The following is a 20,373-nucleotide window of genomic DNA, read 5'->3' as shown; positions in this document are numbered from 1 at the left end:
ATTGTAACGGGCTTGTCGCAGATAAGAACGGTTTACTCGTTCGCAGGCGTGACCCTTAACACTTCTTCCAGGGTGGTCAGCCCCGCCGCAACCTTGTGGGCGCCCGACAATCGCAGGCTGTGCATGCCGCCCTTGAGCGCCTCGCGACGCAAGGCCTGCAGATCGGTATCGGCGCCGACCACGGCCTTCGCCGCGTCATTCATCAGCATGATCTCGTAGACCCCGATGCGTCCACGATAGCCACTTTCCCGACACTCTGCGCATCCGTTGGCCCGGTATACGCTGGCGGGGGGCGGCGTGCAGGACTGGGTGGCGCTGCGCCAATCGTCCTGGTTCAGTGCCACCGGGCTTTTACAGTGCGGGCACAACCGGCGCACCAGACGCTGGGCCATGACCCCAATTAATGTGGCCTTGATCAAGTAATGGGGGATGCCCAGTTCCAGCAGGCGACTGATCGCGCTGGGGGCGTCGTTGGTGTGCAGGGTCGACAGCACCAGGTGGCCGGTCAATGCCGCCTGGATCGCCATTTCAGCGGTTTCCAGGTCGCGGATCTCGCCGATCATGATGATGTCCGGATCCTGGCGCATCAGCGCGCGGATGCCGCTGGCAAAGGTCAGGTCGATATTGTGCTGGACCTGCATCTGGTTGAAGGCGGGCTCCACCATCTCGATCGGATCTTCCACCGTACACAGGTTGACCGTGCGGGTCGCCAGCTGTCGCAGGGTGGTATAGAGCGTGCTGGTCTTGCCTGATCCGGTGGGGCCTGTGACCAGGATGATACCGTTGGCCTGGCCGGTCATATGTTGCCAGCGCTGCAGGTCATCGGCCGACAGTCCCAACTGCGGGAAGTCCTGAAGCAGCACCTGGGGATCGAAAATCCGCATCACCAGCTTCTCGCCGAAGGCCGTGGGCAGGGTCGCAAGGCGCAGTTCCACTTCGATACCCGTGGGCGTCTTGGTCTTGACCCGGCCATCCTGGGGTTTGCGCTTCTCGGCGACATTCATCCGGCCGAGGCTTTTCAGGCGGCTGACCACGGCGGTCGTGACCTGGGGCGGAAACTGATAGACATCGTGCAGCAACCCATCAATACGGAAACGCACGCGGCCCTGGTCGCCACCGGGTTCGATATGGATATCGCTGGCGCGCTGGCCGAAGGCAAATTGCAGCAACCAGTCGACAATGTTGACGATGTGCGCATCGTTGGCATCGGGCTCCTGGTCGCCGGCACCCAGGTGCAGCAGTTGTTCGGCAGGGACCGCCGTGGGGGTGGTCTGGTCGGCCCCGCTGACCGACCGGGCCAGCCGGAAGAACTCCTGGGTACAACTGCGGATCGTCTGGGGGTTGGCCAGTACGCGCTTGATCGAGCGTTTCAACACGTGGGCCAGGCCGGCCTCCCACTCTCGCAGGTACGGTTCGGCACTGGCCACCGTCACGCTGTCGCGATCAAGGGCGACGGCAAGGATATGGTGGCGCTGGGCGAAGGCGTGGGACATCAGGGGCACCATGCTTGCTACGTCGATTTTCAGCGGGTCGATGCGCAGATAGGGTTGCCCCACATGACTGGCGAGCCATTGCGTCAGTTGCTCCAGGGACAGCGCCATGCCGGGCCGGGCGGGATCGGGCAGTGACTGGTTGGCAAGCAATTCCAGCGGGTGCAAGCCATTGCCCGGGGTGCGCCGCAAGCGCTCGGCCAGGGCGTTGTCGAGCATGCCGTGGGCGGTGAGGGCGGGCAGCAGTTCGTCGAGGCAAAGCCTGCGATCCTGAAGTTCTGGCGCAGCGGGCATGGTGGTTTCCTGGGCGGTTTCAAGTGGTAGCGCCAAGGCTAGTCCGGTCCTGGTTGCTGTCGCCCCGAGGGTTGTTGCCGCTTTTTACTGCGCCACTGCCTGTACGGTTTGCAGCCTCGTGGATTCAACGGGTTGCAGTTCGAGCGAGCACACGCTGATCAGGTTACGAAGTTTTTCGCCGATCACCTGGGCGCGGTGCCAGCTCAGGCCATCCATCACCACGTCGATGTTCAGCAGGTCTTCGTCGCGTGTCACGCTCACCTGTTGTGGCACCAAAAACTGCAAGGCGAAGTAATTGAGGATCCGACACAGCACATCGGGTTCAGCCTCGGCGAGGATCTGATAGCGCGCCTGGCAATGGCTGTTGCTGACTGCCCAGGCGTCGAGGCGCGTGGCTGGGCTGGCGGGGACTGAATGCATGGCCGTTCTCCGAGTTTGACTGGAGAAATTTTTACATGGGCTGTGGGGTATTTCTTATCTATGTTGGAGTGATATGCCTTATAAATGAATCAGACAATTCGCAGAATATGGATTGAAAGGTATTTTTATGCACAGTGAGTTGGATATCTACGACCGCCGGATTCTGGCGCTGCTCCAGGAAGACGCATCGCTCTCCAGCGCGCAGATTGCCGAACAGGTCGGCCTGTCGCAGTCGCCCTGCTGGCGACGGATCCAGCGGCTCAAGGAGGAGGGGGTGATTCGAGGCCAGGTGACGTTGCTCGACCGCAAGAAAATCGGCCTTAACACGCAGATCTTTGCCGAGGTCAAACTCAACGCCCACGGGCGTTCCAACTTCACGGAATTCACCGAGGCGATTCGCGGGTTCCCGCAAGTGCTGGAGTGTTATGTGCTGATGGGGTCGGTGGATTTTCTACTGCGCATTGTCACCTCGGATATCGAGGCATATGAGCGTTTCTTCTTCGAGAAACTGTCGATGGTGCCGGGGATACAGGAGGTCAACTCGATTGTGGCACTGTCGGAGATCAAGTCCACTACCAGTCTGCCAGTGTTGCGGTGAGAGGGCGGGTGTCATCGCGGGCAAGCCCACCTTCAAACCGGTCTCCTCTAGAAAGCTCGGTCAAATGTGTGTGGGCTTGCCCGCGATAGCAATCTTACATGCGCAACAAGGTCTTCCAGGCACGGTTCTGATACACCGCAATCACCTGATGCATCCGCGCATCCAGCGACTCATCGGTGATCGGCTGGTTGGCCAGTGCCGCCAACTTGTTCAGTTCACCGTACAAGCGATCCAGTTCTGGAACCTCCAGCAGGTGACGGGCATGGTGCAGCCAGGCCTGCAGACGCTCGATGCGCGGCAGTTGCTCGGCCAGGTCTTCCGGCTGTTGCTGGTAGCGCGGCAGGCGTAGGGCGACGGCTTCGTCGGCCAGCAGGCGTGGCAGCCAGTTGGCGACCTGGGCCGCACCTTGGCGGTTGCCGCGCACATTGCGCTCCAGGGTCCAGGTGCGGGCCAGCACCCAGCGGGACGTGTTCAGTGAGAACAGGCCCCAGCGCACGTCGGTCAATTCTTCGAGGAACTGTTCCGGCGCGGCCTTGCGCACGTCTTCATCGTCTTCACCGGCCTGGACCAGCGGGCGCCAGTCTTCCAGCAGGGCGTCGAGGGCGCTGCGCAGTTCGCTGGTGGATTGGCGTGGCGCGGCCTGGCCAAGGCTGCCGATCAGGGCGCGCATTTCGGCGAGGTTGTCTACCCAGTCCTGCAACAGGCGCCAGTGACCGTTGAAACGGTACTGTTCGGCCAGGCGCTGGCTGCTGCCCAGCAAATGCCAGGTCAGCGCGGCGAAGGCGTCGTCCAGGGGCATTTCTGGTTGCAGTTGCGGGGCCGGCAGGCTCAGGGAATAGCTGTTGGCGTCGAACAGGCGATAACCGCGCTCGGCCTTGCTGATATCGCAGGGCATCAGCGCCAGGGTTTGGGCCAGTTCGGCAGCCAGTTCCAGCAGGGCGGCAGGTTCGCCTTCGCGCAGCTCCAGCTCCAGCTCGCAGATTTCTTCCTTCTGCTTGCCGGCAATCACATGGCCTAGGTCCAGGGCGGCTTCGATCACCACCTTGGCCTTGCCACGGCCCCAGGCGATCTCGGCACGTTCACGCACGAAGTCGGTGGTGAAGATCGGCTTGAGGGTCTTTTTGTCCAGCTCGGCCAGTTGCTCGGGCCAGCATTCGCCGTCGAGTTTCTTCACGTCGAGCTTGGCCTTGGCCAGTTTCCAGTCGTATTCATTACGCTCCGACAAGCCGGCAACGCTGTGGCCGCGGGTCTTGAGGGTCTGGATCACTTCGTCGCCATCCTTGCGCAGGCGCAGGGCAACCTTGGCCTGGGCCAGGTCGCGCTCGGGGGTGTCGAAGTACTGGTTCATCAACTCACGGCGTTCCCAGCCACTTTTGTTGCGTTTTTTCAGGAGCGGGTGCTCACGCAGCGCGGCGAGGGTCTCGCGACTGACGCGGAGCTTGATTTCGGTTTCTTTTTGCATGGCCGGAACATCCAGGATCGGGAGTGCAGCCGGGAGAATAGGTGGCTGCCAAGGTCGTGCAGTGTACAGGACTGAGCCGGGCAACGTGCCGCAACGGGTTTATTGTGCAGCGCAGATGGTTCTATGATGGGTTTCATCTGTGGAAGTTGAGAGACAGCGCATGCCTTTACCGTCCATGAAAGAACAATTTGCCGCCCTGATTGCCGCGCCCTCTGTCAGTTGTACCCAAGCGTCTCTCGACCAGACCAACCGCCCGGTGATCGACTTGCTTGCCACCTGGCTCGGCGACCTGGGTTTTGCCTGCGATATCCAGCAAGTCAGCCCCGGCAAATTCAACCTGTTGGCCAGCTTCGGCAGCGGCCCCGGTGGCCTGGTGCTGGCGGGGCACAGCGATACGGTGCCGTACGATGAAGCGCTGTGGCAGACCGATCCGCTGAAGCTGACGGAAGTCGACGGCCGTTGGGTAGGGCTGGGTAGCTGCGACATGAAGGGGTTTTTCGCGCTGGCCATCGAAGCGGTCCTGCCGCTGTTGGATCAACCGTTCAAGCAGCCGCTGCTGATTCTCGCCACCTGTGATGAAGAAAGCTCCATGGCCGGCGCCCGCGCCCTGGCTGCAGCCGGACGCCCGCTGGGGCGTGCCGCGGTGATTGGCGAGCCCACAGGCCTCAAGCCGATCCGCCTGCACAAAGGCGTGATGATGGAACGCATTGATATCCTCGGCCGCAGCGGCCATTCGTCGGACCCGAGCCTGGGCCACAGCGCCCTCGAAGCCATGCATGACGCCATGGGCGAGCTGCGCGGCCTGCGCCTGGCCTGGCAACGGGAGTACCGCAACCCACAGTTCAGTGTGCCCCAGCCGACCTTGAATTTCGGCTGCATCCACGGTGGCGATAACCCCAATCGCATTTGCGGCCAGTGCTCCCTGGAGTTCGACCTGCGGCCCTTGCCCGGCATGGATCCCCAGGTGTTGCGCGAGGCCATCCGCCAGAAACTGCGGCCCATCGCCGAGCGCCATCAGGTGCAGATCGACTACGCGCCGCTGTTCCCCGAAGTACCGCCCTTCGAGCAGCCTGAAGACGCCGAACTGGTGCGGGTCGCGGAACGATTGACCGGTCATCGTGCCGAAGCAGTAGCGTTCGGCACTGAAGCGCCTTATCTTCAGCGCCTTGGTTGTGAAACCCTGGTACTCGGCCCTGGGGACATCGCCTGCGCCCACCAGCCGGGCGAGTACCTTGAAATGTCACGCTTGACGCCTACAGTGCGTCTATTGCGGGAATTGATTGAACATTACTGCCTCAAGCCTGCATAAATTAACCCCATTGCATCCCGTACTTAAAAGGAGAGCGAGCGTGTCGCCAAGCCTGTTCCGACGATAACCATCAGCCCGCTGTGCGTTTAGCGATTCATCCTTTTTTGGCTGCTTTTTATTACAGGCCCAGGTTTTATGCCCGAATACGTCAATTGGCTTCGCCACGCTTCGCCCTACATCAATGCCCACCGTGACTGCACCTTTGTGGTCATGCTGCCGGGTGATGGTGTGGATCACCCCAACTTCGGCAATATCGTCCATGACCTGGTGCTGCTGCACAGCCTCGGCGTGCGCCTGGTACTGGTGCATGGTTCGCGCCCGCAAATCGAAACCCGCCTCGCCGCTCGCGGCCTGACCCCGCATTACCACGATGGGATGCGCATCACCGATGCCGCGACCCTGGAGTGCGTGATCGACGCGGTCGGCCACCTGCGTATCGCTATCGAAGCGCGGCTGTCCATGGACATGGCGTCCTCGCCGATGCAGGGCTCGCGCCTGCGGGTGGCCAGCGGCAACCTGGTGACCGCGCGGCCTATCGGCGTGCTGGACGGCATCGACTACCACCACACCGGCGAAGTGCGCCGGGTCGACCGCAAGGGTATCAACCGCCTGCTCGACGAACGCTCCATTGTCGTCCTGTCGCCCCTGGGCTATTCGCCGACCGGGGAGATTTTCAACCTGGCCTGTGAAGATGTGGCCACCCGCGCCGCCATCGACCTGGGCGCCGACAAGCTGCTGCTGTTTGGCGCAGACCTGGGCCTGATCGACGAAAACGGCCGGCTGGTGCGCGAACTGCGCCCGCAACAAGTACCGGTGCACCTGCAGCGCCTGGGCAACAATTACCAGGCCGAACTGCTGGATGCGGCGGCCGAGGCCTGTCGTGGGGGCGTGGGGCGCAGCCATATCGTCAGTTATGTCGAGGACGGTGCGCTGTTGACCGAGCTTTTTACCCGCGACGGCGGCGGTACCCTGGTGGCCCAGGAGCAGTTCGAACTGGTGCGTGAGGCGGCGATTGAAGATGTCGGCGGCTTGCTGGACCTGATCAGCCCACTGGAAGAACAGGGCATTCTGGTACGCCGCTCCCGGGAAGTGCTGGAGCGGGAAATCGAGCAATTCAGCGTAGTGGAACGCGAAGGCATGATCATCGCCTGCGCTGCGCTGTACCCGATTGCCGACTCGGATGCTGGCGAACTGGCGTGCCTGGCGGTCAATCCGGAGTATCGCCATGGCGGCCGTGGCGATGAGCTGTTGGAGCGCATCGAAACCCGCGCCCGCACCCAAGGCTTGAAGACCTTGTTCGTGCTGACGACCCGCACCGCCCACTGGTTCCGCGAGCGCGGCTTTGTGCCGAGCAGCGTGGATCGCCTGCCGTCGGCGCGGGCCTCGTTGTACAACTTCCAGCGTAACTCGAAGATCTTCGAAAAGACCCTGTAAACACGGTATTCGGTACACCCAATACCTAATGTGGGAGCGGGCAAGCCCGCTCCCACATTCTTTGTCCGGGTTTATTCTTTGATGAATTTTCCGGTCACATAGGCCGAATAGTCCGGTAACACGGTCTCTACTTTCCCTTGTTCCTTAAGAAACTTCGCCGTCTCCCCAATGGCCTTGGCTGTCCCACCATTGAGCAAGGCGTCGGTTCGCTGCGCCTGTGCATCGGGGAAGGTGCTGCCTTCCAGCAGTTCGGGGATGTCTGCGGCGTTTGCGCCGGTCAACCGGGCGATCTTTTGCACCGGGGCGGAATCCACCGTCCAGCTGCTTTTATTGGCTGCATAGTCGGCAAACGAATCCAGGGTGATCTTGGCAAACTTGGCCACGACCTCCGGATGTTTCTCGGCAAAGTCCTTGCGCACTACCCACACCTCGAACGTCGGCGCGCCCCATTGGCCCACCTCGGTGGCGTCGGTCAACGTCTTGCCGGTCTTGCGGATTTCTCCCAGGGCCGGCGACCAGACAAAGGCGCCGTCGATATCCCCGCGTTTCCAGGCTGCGGCAATTTGCGCCGGTTGCAGGTTCACCACTTTCACCTGGCGGGTGTCCAGGCCCCAGTGTTTCAAGGCCCCGAGCAGGCTGTAGTGGGATGTGGAGACAAAAGGAGTGGCAATGGTTTTGCCGATCAGGTCCTTGGGTGCGTCAATTTGGCTACCGTTACGCACTACCAAAGCTTCAGAACTATTGATTTGAGCCGATACGATGAACGCCACAATGGGTAGATTACGGGATGCGGCGGCCGCCAACGGGCTGGAGCCGAGATTGCCGATCTGCACATCGCCTGAGGCAATCGCGGTGATGACTTGCGGGCCACTGTTGAAGCGGCGCCAGTCGATTTTCTCGCCAATGGCTTGTTCGTAAAGACCATCGGCCTGGGGCACTTTGCTCGGATCAATGCCGGTCTGGTAGCCGATGGTGAGGTTGGCTGCCTGCACGCCAATAGAAAGTGTAAGCGATAGTAAAACTGTAACAAATTGACTAGAGGATGCGCGTTTGGCCATGATGGCGTCGCCTTTTTGATCGTGAGTGACGTGTGCAAGATTCTGCTCACACTAAACGATCTAAAAAATGGCCAACAAATACCCTTTGGGAATTAGCTTATGGAGCGATACCCCACTGCGGGCTAGTTGCTCCATGGAAAGTGTTATTCCTGAATAGTATGAAAAAGGATGAAATAATTCTTTTTGGGTGTATGAAAAACTCATTACCCTGCAAGGACCAAATCAACTGCGGTTAGACGAAAGTAGTAGACACACAAGGTTACGATTGACTTGTCAGTCACTATCTGGCGCTAATCGCGCATCTGTGGATCGAGGGCGTCAGACCCGAGACCAAAGAACTACAAAAATTAGAAACGAGAGGAGCGGTACATGAAGAAGTCCACATTGGCGTTCGCCATCGCGGCTGGGGTTTTGGCTCAGCAAGCAGGCGCCGCTGGTTTTGTTGAAGACACCAAGGCATCCGTCAGTTCTCGGACCCTGTATTTTGATAACGATCAACGCGAAGGCGGTGCTGACCAGCGCGAAACGGCCACTGGCCTGAAGTTCAACGTCCAGTCTGGTTTCACTGAGGGCACCGTTGGTTTTGGTATTGATGCCCAGGCATTGGTCGGCATTCACCTGGACGGTGGCCGTGGTCATCACCCAGACAACAACTCTTTCGTTCCAAGCGACACCGACGGTTCGGCTGTGAGCAATTGGAGCAGCGCGAGCGCCAACGTCAAAGCCCGCTTCTCCAAGACCGAAGCGCACCTGGGTGGCGCTCTGGCGCCAAACCTGCCGATTCTGATTGCAAGCGACGGCCGTCTGCTGCCACAGACCTTTGAAGGCGGCACTGTCACTTCCAAAGAAATCGACAATGTGACGTTTAACGCCGGTCAACTTGAGCACGCCACCGGCCGTGCTTCGACCAACAGCACGGGCCTGTCTATCGCGGGCGCTACTCAGGAAAGTAACCAGTTCCGCTTTGGCGGTGCTGATTGGAAGGTCACCAAAGACCTGACCTTGCAGTACTACTACGCCAACCTGGAAGACTTCTATAAGCAACACTTCCTGGGCCTGGTTCACGTCTACCCGATCACCGAAGGTCAGTCGTTCAAAACCGACGTGCGCTACTTCGATAGCAGCTCCGACGGCAAGAATGGCCAGGCTGGCTATCAGTTCAGCAACAACGGCGGTTACGCGAAGGACGCTGGCGAGGTTAATAACAAAACCTGGAGCGCCATGTTCACTTACACCTTGGGTGGCAGTGCGTTCCTGCTGGGTCACCAGCGCGTCAATGATGATGGCGGTTTTGTCTGGATGAACCAAGGCAACGTTGTCGACGGCAATGGTCGTAACGAAGGTGCCGGTGGTTCCAGCTTCTACCTCTTCACCGATAGCATGATCAACCCTTTCGTGCGTGCGGGTGAAAACACCACCTTCGGTCAGTACTCCTATGACTTCGCTGCGTTGGGCGTTCCAGGTCTGAAAACCTCGATTGTTTACCTGCGTGGCGACAACATCAAAGCCAAGAACGGTGGCAGCGACCAGTCCGAGTGGGAGCGCGATATGCGCATCGACTACACCATCCAGCAGGGTGCCCTGAAAGGCTTCGGCACCACGCTGCGTCACGGTGTCTATCGCGGTAGCGGTACCGGCGTTCAGGACCAGGATCAGACTCGTCTGATCTTTAACTACACTTACAGCTTCCTGTAAGCCAAGTTAAGAAAAAAACCTCGCGTTTATCGCGAGGTTTTTTTTTGCATGATGGCCCACGTGCAGACTATTCATATTCATTTATCATCTAAACAAATCGATATTTATTCTTTTTAAATTACTCCAGGCACAGGCACAGTGGGTTCCATAAGCACCCATCAGGAGCCACACCATGAGCCTCAGACTGGGCGATATCGCCCCCGACTTTGAACAGGATTCCAGCGCCGGCAAGATTCGTTTCCACGAGTGGCTGGGCGACAGCTGGGGTGTGTTGTTTTCCCACCCGGCGGACTTCACCCCGGTGTGCACCACCGAGCTGGGTTTTACCGCCAAGCTCAAGGACGAGTTCGCCAACCGTGGGGTCAAGGCCATTGCCCTGTCGGTGGATCCGGTGGACTCCCACCACAAGTGGATCGAGGACATCAACGAAACCCAGCACACCGTCGTCAACTTCCCGATCCTGGCGGATGCCGACCGCAAGGTCTCGGACCTGTACGACCTGATCCATCCCAATGCCAATGACACGCTTACTGTGCGTTCGCTGTTCGTGATCGACCCGAACAAAAAGATTCGCCTGACCATCACCTACCCGGCCAGCACCGGGCGTAACTTCCATGAAATCCTGCGGGTCATTGACTCGCTGCAGCTGACCGACAACTACAAGGTCGCGACGCCGGCCAACTGGCAGGACGGTGATGAGGTGGTGATCGTGCCTTCGCTCAAGGATGAGGAAGAGATCAAGAAACGCTTTCCCAAGGGCTATCGTGCGGTTAAGCCCTATCTGCGGCTGACCCCGCAGCCCAACCGGTAACCCGAATCCAATGTGGGAGCGGGCTTGCTCGCGAATGCGGTGGTTCAGCAAGAAATGTGCTGACTGATACGCCGCAATCGCGAGCAAGCCCGCTCCCACAAGTTAATCGCATTTCAGGACTCACATAGCAGGGGTTTTCAGGCCGTTTCGACGGCCTTTTTTTTCGCCCGCCGAATGCTCTTTCTCATATGCAATTTAAGAATAAACAAATGAATAAATAAGATTTATAGATATATAAATCTGCTGATATGGTCTGTTCCATCTTGGCGCCATCGCTGCACTGCGAACCGCCGACACTTGCTCAAGGAAACTCCAGATGCTGGTCGTAACACTTGGTGGCAGTCCCAGTCAGCGTTCCCGCTCCGGGGTCTTGCTGGATCATTCCCGGCGCTGGTTGCAGCAGCAAGGCGTGGAAGTGGTGAGTTATCAGGTGCGGGACTTCCCGGCCGAAGATTTGCTGTATGCCCGCTTTGACAGCCCGAAGGTGCTCGACCTGCTGGCCCAAGTGGCCAATGCCGATGGTCTGGTGATTGCCACGCCGGTGTACAAGGCCTCGTTTTCCGGCGCGTTGAAAACCGTCCTCGACCTGCTGCCGGAACGGGCCCTGGCCCACAAAGTGGTGTTGCCCATGGCCACCGGCGGCAGCATTGCCCACATGCTGGCAGTGGATTACGCCTTGAAACCGGTGCTGTCGGCGCTGAAAGCCCAGGAGCTGCTGCATGGGATTTTTGCCGAAGACAGCCAAATTGCCTACGGCGAAGGCAGTGCCCAGGCGCAGTTGGTGCCGATCCTTGAACAACGCTTGAGCGAAGCCCTGGAGCAGTTCTACAGCGCCATGGCTCGCCGCCCGCAACTGCTGGACCCCCATGTGTTGAATGAACGTTTGTTGAGTGCTCGCTGGAGCATCTAAGCCGAACCCGAATACCAGAAACCCTCACCTTACTCAGCCGCCAACGGCCAAGCAGGTGCAGCCACAACCCTCATCGTCAATTTGGAGAGCGCCATGCGCACTGTCATCTTGCGTCGGGGCCTGGTCGCACTGTTTGCTGCGGCTGTGTCCTTCGGCGCCATTGTTCAAGCCCAAGCCGCAGAAATCCTGCGGATCGGTTATCAGAAGTACGGCACCCTGGTGCTGCTCAAGGCCAAGGGTACCCTGGAAAAACGCCTGGCTGAGCAGGGCGTGAACGTGCAGTGGACCGAATTTCCCGGTGGCCCGCAGTTGCTGGAAGGGCTGAATGTGGGCTCCATCGACTTTGGCGTCACCGGCGAGACTCCGCCGGTGTTCGCCCAGGCCGCCGGTGCCGATCTGCTCTACGTCGCCTACGAACCGCCAGCGCCGACCAGCGAAGCCATCCTGGTACCCAAGGACTCGCCGATCACATCGGTGGCCGAGCTCAAGGGCAAGAAAGTCGTGCTCAATAAGGGCTCCAACGTGCATTACCTGCTGGTGCGCGCCCTGGAAGACGCTGGCCTGAAATACACCGACGTACAGACCGTGTTCCTGCCACCCGCCGACGCCCGTGCCGCCTTCGAGCGTGGCAGTGTCGACGCCTGGGTCATCTGGGACCCGTACCAGGCGGCTACCGAGAAGCAACTGCAAGCCCGCACCCTGCGTGACGCCACCGGCATTGCCGATAACCACCAGTTCTACCTGGCCACCAAGCCTTACACCGAAAAACACCCCGAGGTAATCAAGGCGCTGATTGAGGAAGTGCGCGCCGTGGGCGAATGGTCCAAGGCCAACCCTCAGGAAGTCACTGAGCAAGTCGCACCGCTGCTCGGCCTGCCGGCTGACATCACCCTGACTTCGGTGAAGCGCCAAGGCTACGGCGCGCTGTTCCTGACCCCGGCAGTGGTCGCCGCCCAGCAGAAAATCGCCGACAGCTTCTACCAACTCAAATTGATTCCCAAGCCCTTGAGCATCAAGGACGTGATCTGGACGCCACCTGCGAGCGTTGCCAAAGCGCCGTAATCCGATTTCTTCAGGAGACAACTCCATGAGCCTCACTATTTTCTGGTTCCTGCCTACCCATGGCGACGGCCATTATCTGGGCACCGCTGAAGGCGCTCGCGCCGTGGATCACGGTTATCTGCAACAGGTGGCCCAGGCCGCTGATCGCCTGGGCTTTGGCGGGGTGTTGATCCCTACCGGACGCTCCTGCGAAGACTCGTGGCTGGTGGCCGCCTCGTTGATCCCGGTGACCCAGCGTTTGAAGTTTCTTGTCGCTCTGCGCCCCGGGATCATTTCCCCGACGGTGGCGGCGCGGCAGGCGGCGACCCTGGACCGGCTGTCCGGTGGCCGGGCGCTGTTCAACCTGGTGACCGGCGGTGATCCGGAGGAGTTGGCCGGCGACGGTCTGTTCCTCAGCCATGAGGAGCGTTACCAGGCCTCGGTGGAATTCACCCGCATCTGGCGTCGCGTGCTGGAAGGCGAAACCGTGGACTACGACGGCCAGCACATCAGCGTCAAAGGCGCCAAGCTGCTGTACCCGCCGATCCAGCAACCTCGGCCGCCGCTGTACTTCGGCGGATCTTCCGAAGCGGCCCAGGACCTGGCAGCCGAACAAGTGGAAATGGTCCTGACCTGGGGCGAACCGCCGGCTGCGGTGGCGGAAAAAATCGAACAGGTGCGGGCCAAGGCGGCCAAGCTCGGGCGCACTGTGCGCTTCGGTATTCGCCTGCATGTGATCGTGCGTGAAACCAACGAGGAGGCATGGAAAGCCGCCGACAAACTGATCTCCCACCTGGACGACGACACCATTGCGCGGGCCCAGGCATCCCTGGCGCGCTTTGATTCGGTGGGCCAGCAACGCATGGCCGCCCTGCATGGTGGCAGCCGCGACAACCTCGAAGTCAGCCCCAACCTGTGGGCCGGTGTCGGCCTGGTACGTGGCGGGGCCGGCACGGCGCTGGTGGGCGACGGCCCGACCGTGGCGGCGCGGGTCAAGGAGTACGCGGACCTGGGCATCGACACCTTTATCTTCTCCGGCTATCCCCACCTGGAAGAGTCGTACCGGGTCGCGGAGCTGCTGTTCCCGCACCTGGATATCGAACGTCCCGAGCTGCCGAAAAGCGCCGGCTACGTCAGCCCGTTTGGCGAAATGGTGGCCAACGACATTCTTCCCAAAGCCGCGTCACAGAGCTGAGGCGCCGTCATGAACAGTCAACGGATTTTGCATCGACTGGCACCCTGGGCGCTGCCGATCCTGTTGCTGGCGGTGTGGCAGTTGTCGGTGTCGGCGGGCTGGTTGTCGACACGGATTCTGCCGGCCCCCAGCGCGGTGATTGCAGCCGGGGTGCACCTGGTCAGCAGCGGTGAAATCTGGACGCACCTGGCCATCAGCGGCTGGCGCGCCGGCCTCGGTTTTGTGATCGGCGGCGGCATCGGCCTGGCCCTGGGGTTTATCACCGGCCTGTCGAAATGGGGTGAGCGCCTGCTGGACAGCTCGGTGCAGATGATTCGCAACGTGCCGCACCTGGCGCTGATCCCGCTGGTGATTCTGTGGTTTGGCATTGATGAAACGGCGAAGATTTTCCTGGTCGCCCTCGGCACGCTGTTCCCGATCTACCTCAACACCTATCACGGTATCCGCAACGTCGACCCGGCGCTGGTGGAGATGGCACGCAGTTATGGTTTGTCGGGCTTCAGCCTGTTTCGCCAGGTGATCCTGCCCGGGGCCTTGCCCTCGATCCTGGTGGGGGTGCGTTTTGCCCTGGGCTTTATGTGGCTGACGCTGATCGTTGCGGAAACCATCTCTGCCAGTTCCGGTATTGGCTACCTGGCGATGAATGCCCGGGAGTTCCTGCAAACCGACGTGGTGGTGCTGGCGATTGTGCTGTACGCGGTACTCGGCAAGTTGGCGGACCTTGCCGCGCGTGGCCTGGAGCGGGTTTGGCTGCGCTGGCATCCGGCCTATCAAGTGCATAAAGGAGGTGCGGCATGACCGCCCAACAACCTCCACGTCTGCTGCGGGGCATCCCGTTGGCGGTGCGCACATTGCGCAAGGCATTTGGCGCGCGGGAGGTGCTCAAGGGCATCGACCTGCATATTCCGGCGGGTCAATTTGTCGCCGTGGTCGGGCGCAGCGGCTGCGGCAAAAGTACCTTGCTGCGCCTGCTGGCCGGCCTGGATGAAGCCAGCAGCGGCGAGTTGCTGGCCGGCTCTGCAGCGTTGAGCGAAGCCCTGGAAGACACGCGGCTGATGTTCCAGGAAGCGCGCCTGCTGCCGTGGAAAAAGATCATTGATAACGTCGGCCTGGGCCTTAAGGGCAACTGGCGACCCCAGGCCATGGAGGCCTTGGAAGCGGTCGGCCTGGCCGAGCGTGCCGATGAATGGCCAGCGGTGTTGTCCGGTGGCCAGAAACAACGGGTGGCCCTGGCCCGCGCCTTGATTCACCAACCGCGCCTGTTGCTGCTGGATGAACCCTTGGGCGCGCTGGATGCCCTGACCCGGATCGAGATGCAGCAACTGATCGAGAACCTGTGGCGCAAACACGGGTTTACCGTGTTGCTGGTGACCCATGACGTCAGCGAAGCCGTGGCCATTGCCGATCGGGTGATCCTGATCGAAGACGGCGAAATCGGCCTCGACCTGCACGTCGAACTACCGCGCCCGCGGGTCCGTGGCTCCCATCGCCTGGCGGCCCTGGAAACCGAAGTGCTTAACCGTGTGCTGTCACTGCCCGGCACGCCGCCTGAGCCGGAACCTGTTTCACCGTTGCCTACGCAGTTGCGTTGGGCGCACTAACTCACTTGTCCCTTGAGGAATAACACCATGACTATCAAAGCGATCAACGTGCGTAACCAGTTCAAAGGCACCATCAAGGAAATCGTCGAAGGCGACGTACTGTCGGAAATCGACGTGCAGACCGCGTCCGGTATCGTCACGTCGGTGATCACCACCCGCTCGGTGAAAGAGCTGGAGCTGGTGATTGGCAGTGAAGTGATTGCCTTTGTGAAATCCACCGAGGTGTCGATCGCTAAACTGTGATGATCGTTCCCACGCTCTGCATGGGAATGCACCCCGTGACGCTCTGCGTCACAAGAGCGGACGCAGAGCGTCCTATGAGGCGTTCCCACGCAGAGCGTGGGAACGATCATTGAGGGCGCTTGGGCAAAAACACCGGCAAATAAAGCCCCACATACGCATCAAACACCCGCATCCCTTCCTCCGCCATGCGCGGGGTGATCTGCCCATGCTGATGCACCGAGCGTGCATACACGCGGTCGCTCAGCTCCAGCGCCAGGGCAAACACGTCCACATCCGCCGGCAGCACCGGCACTTCAAAGTGGCGGTTGAACACTTGCTGCATCAAGTCCCCCAACTCCAGGTCATGCTGGCGGTCGGCCTGGGTCACTTCGGTGAGGCCGTGCTGGGCGAGGATCAGTTGGCGGGCGGCGGCGTCCTTGCTGTAGATCGCCAGCATGCGCAACTCCACCAGGCGCGACAGGTCGCGCCAGTGGTGCAGGCTGTCGTGGTCGATGGGGGCTTGCAGCGCGGCGCGGAAGGCGGCGTGAATGTCAGCGGTCAGGGCTTCGAGCAAGGCCGGGACGCTGGCGAAAAAGTGATACACCGATGACGGCGGAATCTGCGCCCGTTCGGCCACGCTGTAAATCGACAGACTGGCCACGCCTTCGGCGGCCAGCAGGGTGCGGGCAGCATCGAGGATCGCGTCGATCCGGGCCTGGCTGCGGGCGCGGGGTTTGCGAGGGGCGGCGGGGCGGGTCATGGATGTCTCCTACAGGGCAGCGGGCATTGTACGCGACCTTGATCGTTCCCACGCTCTGCGTGGGCACGCCTCTTAGGACGCTCTGCGTCCGCTGTTGTGACGCAGAGCACCACGGGCTGCATTCCCACGCAGAGCGTAGGAACGAGATAGCAGGCCATAAAAAACGCCGCAGGCCATAAGCCTGCAGCGTTCATTTGTTGCAGCATCCGCTTACACGGTATGCAGGTACCAGTTGTACTCAAGGTCGGAGATGGAGTGTTCAAACTCCTCCAGCTCACTTTCCTTACAGGCGACGAAGATATCGATGTATTTCGGGTCGATGTACTTGGCCATCACCTCGCTGTCGTCCAACTCGCGCAGGGCATCGCGCAGGTTGTTCGGCAGGCTTTGCTCGTTCTGCTCGTAGCTGTTGCCTTCCACCGGTGCGCCAGGTTCGATCTTGTTGGTCAGACCGTGGTGCACGCCCGCCAGGACCGAAGCCATCAGCAGGTAAGGGTTGGCATCGGCGCCGGCCACGCGGTGTTCGATACGGACGGCGTCGGACGAGCCGGTCGGTACGCGAATCGCCACGGTGCGGTTGTCCAGGCCCCAGCACGGCGAGTTCGGCACGTAGAACTGTGCGCCGAAACGACGGTAGGAGTTGACGTTGGGGCACAGGAAGGCCATTTGTGCAGGCAGGGTCTCCAGCACACCGCCGATCGCGTGACGCAATGCGGCGTTCTGCTCGGGATCCTCGCTGGCAAAGATGTTCTTGCCGTCTTTGTCCAGGATCGAAATATGCACGTGCAAACCATTGCCGGCCTGGCCTGGGTAAGGCTTGGCCATGAAGGTGGTGTCCATCTCATGGTCGTAGGCAATGTTCTTGATCAAACGCTTGAGCAGTACCGCGTAGTCGCACGCCTTGATCGGGTCGGCGACGTGGTGCAGGTTCACTTCGAACTGCGCCGGGGCACTTTCCTTGACGATGGCGTCAGCCGGGATGCCTTGCTCTTTGGCACCTTCCAGAATGTCCTGGAGGCAGTCGACGTATTCGTCGAGGTCGTCGATCAGGTAGACCTGTGTCGAGTGCGGGCGTTTGCCGGAAATCGGCGAGCGGGGAGGTTGTGGCCGGCCGTTCACGTTCTCCTGGTCGATCAGGTAGAACTCAAGCTCGAAGGCGGCGCAGATGGTCAGGCCCATGTCGTCAAACTTGGTTACAACTTGGCGGAGCACTTCGCGCGGATCGGCGAAGAAAGGTTCACCTTCAAGTTCGTGCATGGTCATCAGCAGTTGCGCGGTAGGGCGCTTTTGCCAGGGTTCATTGCACAGGGTGTCGGGGATTGGATAACAGATTCGGTCAGCATCACCGATGTCCAGACCCAGGCCGGTGCTTTCCACCGTTGAGCCATTGATATCCAGGGCAAATAAAGAGGCCGGCAAGTTGATGCCTTTCTCGTAAACCTTGTGGAGGCTGGTGCGTTCGATGCGCTTACCGCGCACCACACCATTCATATCCGCAATTAGAAGGTCTACGTACAGAACCTCAGGATGATCCTTAAGGAACGCGTTCGCTTCGTTAAGCTGAACGGCACGCGGGGGTACCGACATGATGCAACACCTTTGTTGTTAAAAATATCAATCATTGATCTTTTCTGGTTTCAGTCAACCCGAACGGCTTGCCGAAGTCAAGCGAGGCCTTTTTTGCCCTAAAAAAGCGCCTTGAGGGGTTTTTTGCGGCTTTTTTGGGCAGTTTTGCCAGTTTGACCGGCTTGGGACTAGCAGGCTTGAGCGGGCCGTGTTGTATTTTTTACGGGGGTGTTGTGTAAAAAAATGAACAAGGCTAAGCTCGATTCAAACCCATAACAGCAATAATACCGGGGTGCTTCATGTCTGGCCTGCCGTTAATCGGCGTCACCGCCTGCTCCAAACAGGTTGGTCTGCATGCTTATCACATCAGTGGCGACAAATACGTCCGCGCCGTGGCAGTCGCTGCCAAGGGCCTGCCATTGATTATTCCGTCCCTGGCGGAGCTGTTCGAACCGGCCAATATTCTTGACGGTCTGGATGGCATTCTCTTTACCGGCTCCCCTTCCAATATCGAACCCTATCATTACGACGGTCCGGCCAGCGCGCCCGGGACTGCTCATGATCCTGCACGGGACCAGAGCACCCTGCCGCTGATTCGTGCTGCGATTGCCGCAGGTGTGCCGGTGCTGGGGATCTGCCGGGGCTTCCAGGAAATGAACGTGGCCCTGGGCGGCAGCCTGCACCAGAAGGTTCATGAGTTGCCGGGTATGCTTGATCATCGCGAAGACGATACCCAGCCGCTGGATATCCAGTACGGCCCGGCGCACGCCGTGGCGATCACGCCGGGCGGGGTATTGGCGGGCCTGGGCTTGCCGGCCACGATCCAGGTCAATTCGATCCACAGCCAGGGCGTTGAGCGCCTGGCGCCGGGCCTGCAGGTCGAAGCGACCGCGCCGGATGGCCTGATCGAGGCTTTTTCGCTCAAACAGGGCAAGGCATTTGCAGACGCTTTTGCATTAGGAGTGCAATGGCACCCCGAATGGCAGGTAAGCTCCAACCCGTACTACCTCGCGATCTTCCAGGCATTTGGCGATGCCTGCCGAACGCGGGCGAAACAAAGAGACGCACACGCGTCAAACAACGCCTGACCTTTAATGGATGTCAGGAAACCCAGCCCAGAGGCATTTATGAGTAACAACCTCGACCAGCTCACCGATTGGTTGAAAGACCACAAGATCACAGAAGTCGAATGCATGATTGGCGACCTCACGGGGATCACCCGGGGCAAGATCTCGCCGACCAACAAGTTCATTGCCGAAAAAGGCATGCGCCTGCCCGAGAGCGTTCTGTTGCAGACCGTGACCGGCGACTATGTCGAAGACGACATCTATTACGAATTGCTCGACCCGGCCGACATCGACATGATCTGCCGTCCCGACCAGAACGCGGTGTTCCTGGTGCCCTGGGCCATCGAGCCCACCGCCCAGGTGATCCACGACACCTACGACAAGCAAGGCAACCCGATCGAGCTGTCGCCGCGCAACGTGCTCAAGAAAGTCCTCAAGCTCTACGCCGACAAAGGCTGGCAGCCCATCGTGGCGCCGGAGATGGAGTTCTACCTGACCAAGCGCTGCGAAGACCCGGACTTCCCGTTGCAACCGCCGATTGGCCGTTCCGGCCGCCCGGAAACCGGTCGCCAGTCCTTCTCTATAGAAGCGGCCAACGAATTCGACCCGCTGTTCGAAGACGTCTACGACTGGTGCGAGCTGCAGGAGCTGGACCTGGACACCCTGATCCACGAGGACGGCACGGCGCAGATGGAAATCAACTTCCGTCACGGCGATGCCCTGTCCCTGGCCGACCAGATCCTGGTGTTCAAGCGCACCATGCGTGAAGCCGCGCTCAAGCACAACGTGGCCGCCACCTTTATGGCCAAGCCGATGACCGGCGAGCCCGGCAGTGCCATGCACCTGCACCAGAGCATCATTGATATCGCCACCGGCAAAAATGTGTTCTCCAATGAGGACGGCTCCAAGAGCGAGCTGTTCCTGCACCACATCGGTGGCCTGCAGAAGTTCATCCCCGAGCTGTTGCCGCTGTTTGCGCCCAACGTCAACTCGTTCCGCCGCTTCCTGCCCGACACCTCGGCGCCGGTGAACGTGGAGTGGGGTGAAGAGAACCGCACCGTGGGCCTGCGCGTGCCGGATGCCGGCCCGCAGAACCGCCGCGTGGAAAACCGCCTGCCGGGCGCCGATGCCAACCCGTACCTGGCCATCGCCGCCAGCCTGCTGTGCGGTTATATCGGCATGGTCGAAGGCATCAGCCCGAGCGCCCCGGTGGTCGGTCGTGGCTACGAGCGACGCAACCTGCGCCTGCCGTTGACCATCGAAGATGCACTGGAACGCATGGAAAACAGCAAGACCATCGAGAAATACCTGGGTCACAAATTCATCACTGGCTACGTCGCGGTCAAGCGGGCCGAGCATGAAAACTTCAAGCGCGTGATCAGTTCGTGGGAGCGGGAATTCCTGCTCTTCGCCGTCTGATGCGCCGGGTGCGGCCAGGAT

The 20,373-nt window shown here is 60.3% G+C and carries 19 protein-coding genes; 13 read left to right on the top strand and 6 right to left on the bottom strand.

Annotated elements, in window-relative coordinates; all coding sequences use genetic code 11:
- Window positions 1–32 precede the first annotated feature (32 nt).
- Complete coding sequence (locus PSH73_RS25285) at window positions 33–1,784, bottom strand: GspE/PulE family protein (RefSeq protein ID WP_057960934.1); 1,752 nt, start codon at window positions 1,782–1,784, stop codon at window positions 33–35.
- Window positions 1,785–1,868: 84 nt separating this feature from the next.
- Window positions 1,869–2,204, bottom strand: a complete 336-nt coding sequence (locus tag PSH73_RS25280; protein WP_057960933.1) for a hypothetical protein — start codon at window positions 2,202–2,204, stop codon at window positions 1,869–1,871.
- A gap of 127 nt (window positions 2,205–2,331) precedes the next feature.
- Between PSH73_RS25280 and PSH73_RS25275 the strand changes: the two genes are divergently transcribed.
- Window positions 2,332–2,802: an Lrp/AsnC family transcriptional regulator gene (locus tag PSH73_RS25275; RefSeq protein WP_057440435.1), complete on the top strand. Its 471-nt coding sequence runs from the start codon at window positions 2,332–2,334 to the stop codon at window positions 2,800–2,802.
- 94 nt (window positions 2,803–2,896) lie between these two features.
- On the opposite strand, the gene PSH73_RS25270 is transcribed toward PSH73_RS25275, so the two are convergent.
- Window positions 2,897–4,264 (bottom strand): inorganic triphosphatase, encoded by a 1,368-nt coding sequence (locus PSH73_RS25270; protein ID WP_305461587.1) that lies wholly within the window; start codon window positions 4,262–4,264, stop codon window positions 2,897–2,899.
- Between the two features lie 160 nt (window positions 4,265–4,424).
- Here PSH73_RS25270 and argE point away from each other — a divergent pair, with 160 nt between their 5' ends.
- Window positions 4,425–5,573: an acetylornithine deacetylase gene (gene argE, locus PSH73_RS25265; protein ID WP_169960088.1), complete on the top strand. Its 1,149-nt coding sequence runs from the start codon at window positions 4,425–4,427 to the stop codon at window positions 5,571–5,573.
- A gap of 135 nt (window positions 5,574–5,708) precedes the next feature.
- A complete protein-coding gene (argA, locus tag PSH73_RS25260) occupies window positions 5,709–7,007 on the top strand; it encodes an amino-acid N-acetyltransferase (protein ID WP_169989459.1) in 1,299 nt (432 codons plus the stop codon).
- 71 nt (window positions 7,008–7,078) lie between these two features.
- Here argA and tauA read toward each other — a convergent pair whose 3' ends face one another.
- A complete protein-coding gene (gene tauA / locus PSH73_RS25255; protein WP_120734310.1) occupies window positions 7,079–8,065 on the bottom strand; it encodes a taurine ABC transporter substrate-binding protein in 987 nt (328 codons plus the stop codon).
- Window positions 8,066–8,434: 369 nt separating this feature from the next.
- Here tauA and PSH73_RS25250 point away from each other — a divergent pair, with 369 nt between their 5' ends.
- The 8 genes from PSH73_RS25250 (at window position 8,435) to PSH73_RS25215 (ending at window position 15,561) form a co-directional block, all read left to right on the top strand.
- Window positions 8,435–9,760 carry an OprD family porin gene (locus PSH73_RS25250; RefSeq protein WP_198791885.1) on the top strand — a complete coding sequence of 442 codons (1,326 nt, stop codon included), beginning with the start codon at window positions 8,435–8,437 and terminating at the stop codon, window positions 9,758–9,760.
- Between the two features lie 172 nt (window positions 9,761–9,932).
- Complete coding sequence (locus PSH73_RS25245; RefSeq protein WP_057440433.1) at window positions 9,933–10,571, top strand: peroxiredoxin; 639 nt, start codon at window positions 9,933–9,935, stop codon at window positions 10,569–10,571.
- 316 nt (window positions 10,572–10,887) lie between these two features.
- The gene (gene ssuE, locus PSH73_RS25240; RefSeq protein ID WP_305461585.1) at window positions 10,888–11,481 is read left to right on the top strand and encodes an NADPH-dependent FMN reductase; all 594 of its coding nucleotides are present in this window, start codon (window positions 10,888–10,890) and stop codon (window positions 11,479–11,481) included.
- Window positions 11,482–11,574: 93 nt separating this feature from the next.
- Complete coding sequence (locus PSH73_RS25235) at window positions 11,575–12,543, top strand: sulfonate ABC transporter substrate-binding protein (RefSeq protein ID WP_305461583.1); 969 nt, start codon at window positions 11,575–11,577, stop codon at window positions 12,541–12,543.
- A gap of 25 nt (window positions 12,544–12,568) precedes the next feature.
- A complete protein-coding gene (ssuD, locus tag PSH73_RS25230) occupies window positions 12,569–13,717 on the top strand; it encodes an FMNH2-dependent alkanesulfonate monooxygenase (RefSeq protein ID WP_057960927.1) in 1,149 nt (382 codons plus the stop codon).
- Window positions 13,718–13,726: 9 nt separating this feature from the next.
- Window positions 13,727–14,515 (top strand): aliphatic sulfonate ABC transporter permease SsuC, encoded by a 789-nt coding sequence (gene ssuC, locus PSH73_RS25225; protein ID WP_029289469.1) that lies wholly within the window; start codon window positions 13,727–13,729, stop codon window positions 14,513–14,515.
- Window positions 14,512–15,318 (top strand): aliphatic sulfonates ABC transporter ATP-binding protein, encoded by an 807-nt coding sequence (ssuB, locus tag PSH73_RS25220; RefSeq protein ID WP_057960926.1) that lies wholly within the window; start codon window positions 14,512–14,514, stop codon window positions 15,316–15,318. The genes ssuC and ssuB overlap by 4 nt, the downstream gene beginning before the upstream one ends.
- Window positions 15,319–15,345: 27 nt before the next feature.
- On the top strand, window positions 15,346–15,561 hold the full coding sequence (locus PSH73_RS25215) for a molybdopterin-binding protein (RefSeq protein ID WP_003213899.1): 216 nt from the start codon (window positions 15,346–15,348) through the stop codon (window positions 15,559–15,561).
- Window positions 15,562–15,667: 106 nt separating this feature from the next.
- On the opposite strand, the gene PSH73_RS25210 is transcribed toward PSH73_RS25215, so the two are convergent.
- Together PSH73_RS25210 and PSH73_RS25205 are read right to left on the bottom strand one after the other, a co-directional pair.
- The gene (locus PSH73_RS25210; protein ID WP_057440428.1) at window positions 15,668–16,300 is read right to left on the bottom strand and encodes a TetR/AcrR family transcriptional regulator; all 633 of its coding nucleotides are present in this window, start codon (window positions 16,298–16,300) and stop codon (window positions 15,668–15,670) included.
- 210 nt (window positions 16,301–16,510) lie between these two features.
- Complete coding sequence (locus PSH73_RS25205) at window positions 16,511–17,887, bottom strand: glutamine synthetase family protein (RefSeq protein WP_057440427.1); 1,377 nt, start codon at window positions 17,885–17,887, stop codon at window positions 16,511–16,513.
- A gap of 278 nt (window positions 17,888–18,165) precedes the next feature.
- Here PSH73_RS25205 and PSH73_RS25200 point away from each other — a divergent pair, with 278 nt between their 5' ends.
- Both PSH73_RS25200 and PSH73_RS25195 read left to right on the top strand, forming a co-directional pair.
- Complete coding sequence (locus tag PSH73_RS25200; protein WP_057960925.1) at window positions 18,166–18,954, top strand: gamma-glutamyl-gamma-aminobutyrate hydrolase family protein; 789 nt, start codon at window positions 18,166–18,168, stop codon at window positions 18,952–18,954.
- A gap of 39 nt (window positions 18,955–18,993) precedes the next feature.
- The gene (locus PSH73_RS25195; protein ID WP_029289457.1) at window positions 18,994–20,352 is read left to right on the top strand and encodes a glutamine synthetase family protein; all 1,359 of its coding nucleotides are present in this window, start codon (window positions 18,994–18,996) and stop codon (window positions 20,350–20,352) included.
- The last annotated feature ends 21 nt before the right edge of the window (window positions 20,353–20,373 follow it).

The organism is Pseudomonas sp. FP2294 (genome assembly GCF_030687625.1).
GTDB classification, from domain to species: Bacteria; Pseudomonadota; Gammaproteobacteria; order Pseudomonadales; family Pseudomonadaceae; genus Aquipseudomonas; species Aquipseudomonas shahriarae.
This window is presented reverse-complemented; position numbering and strand designations above follow the sequence as displayed.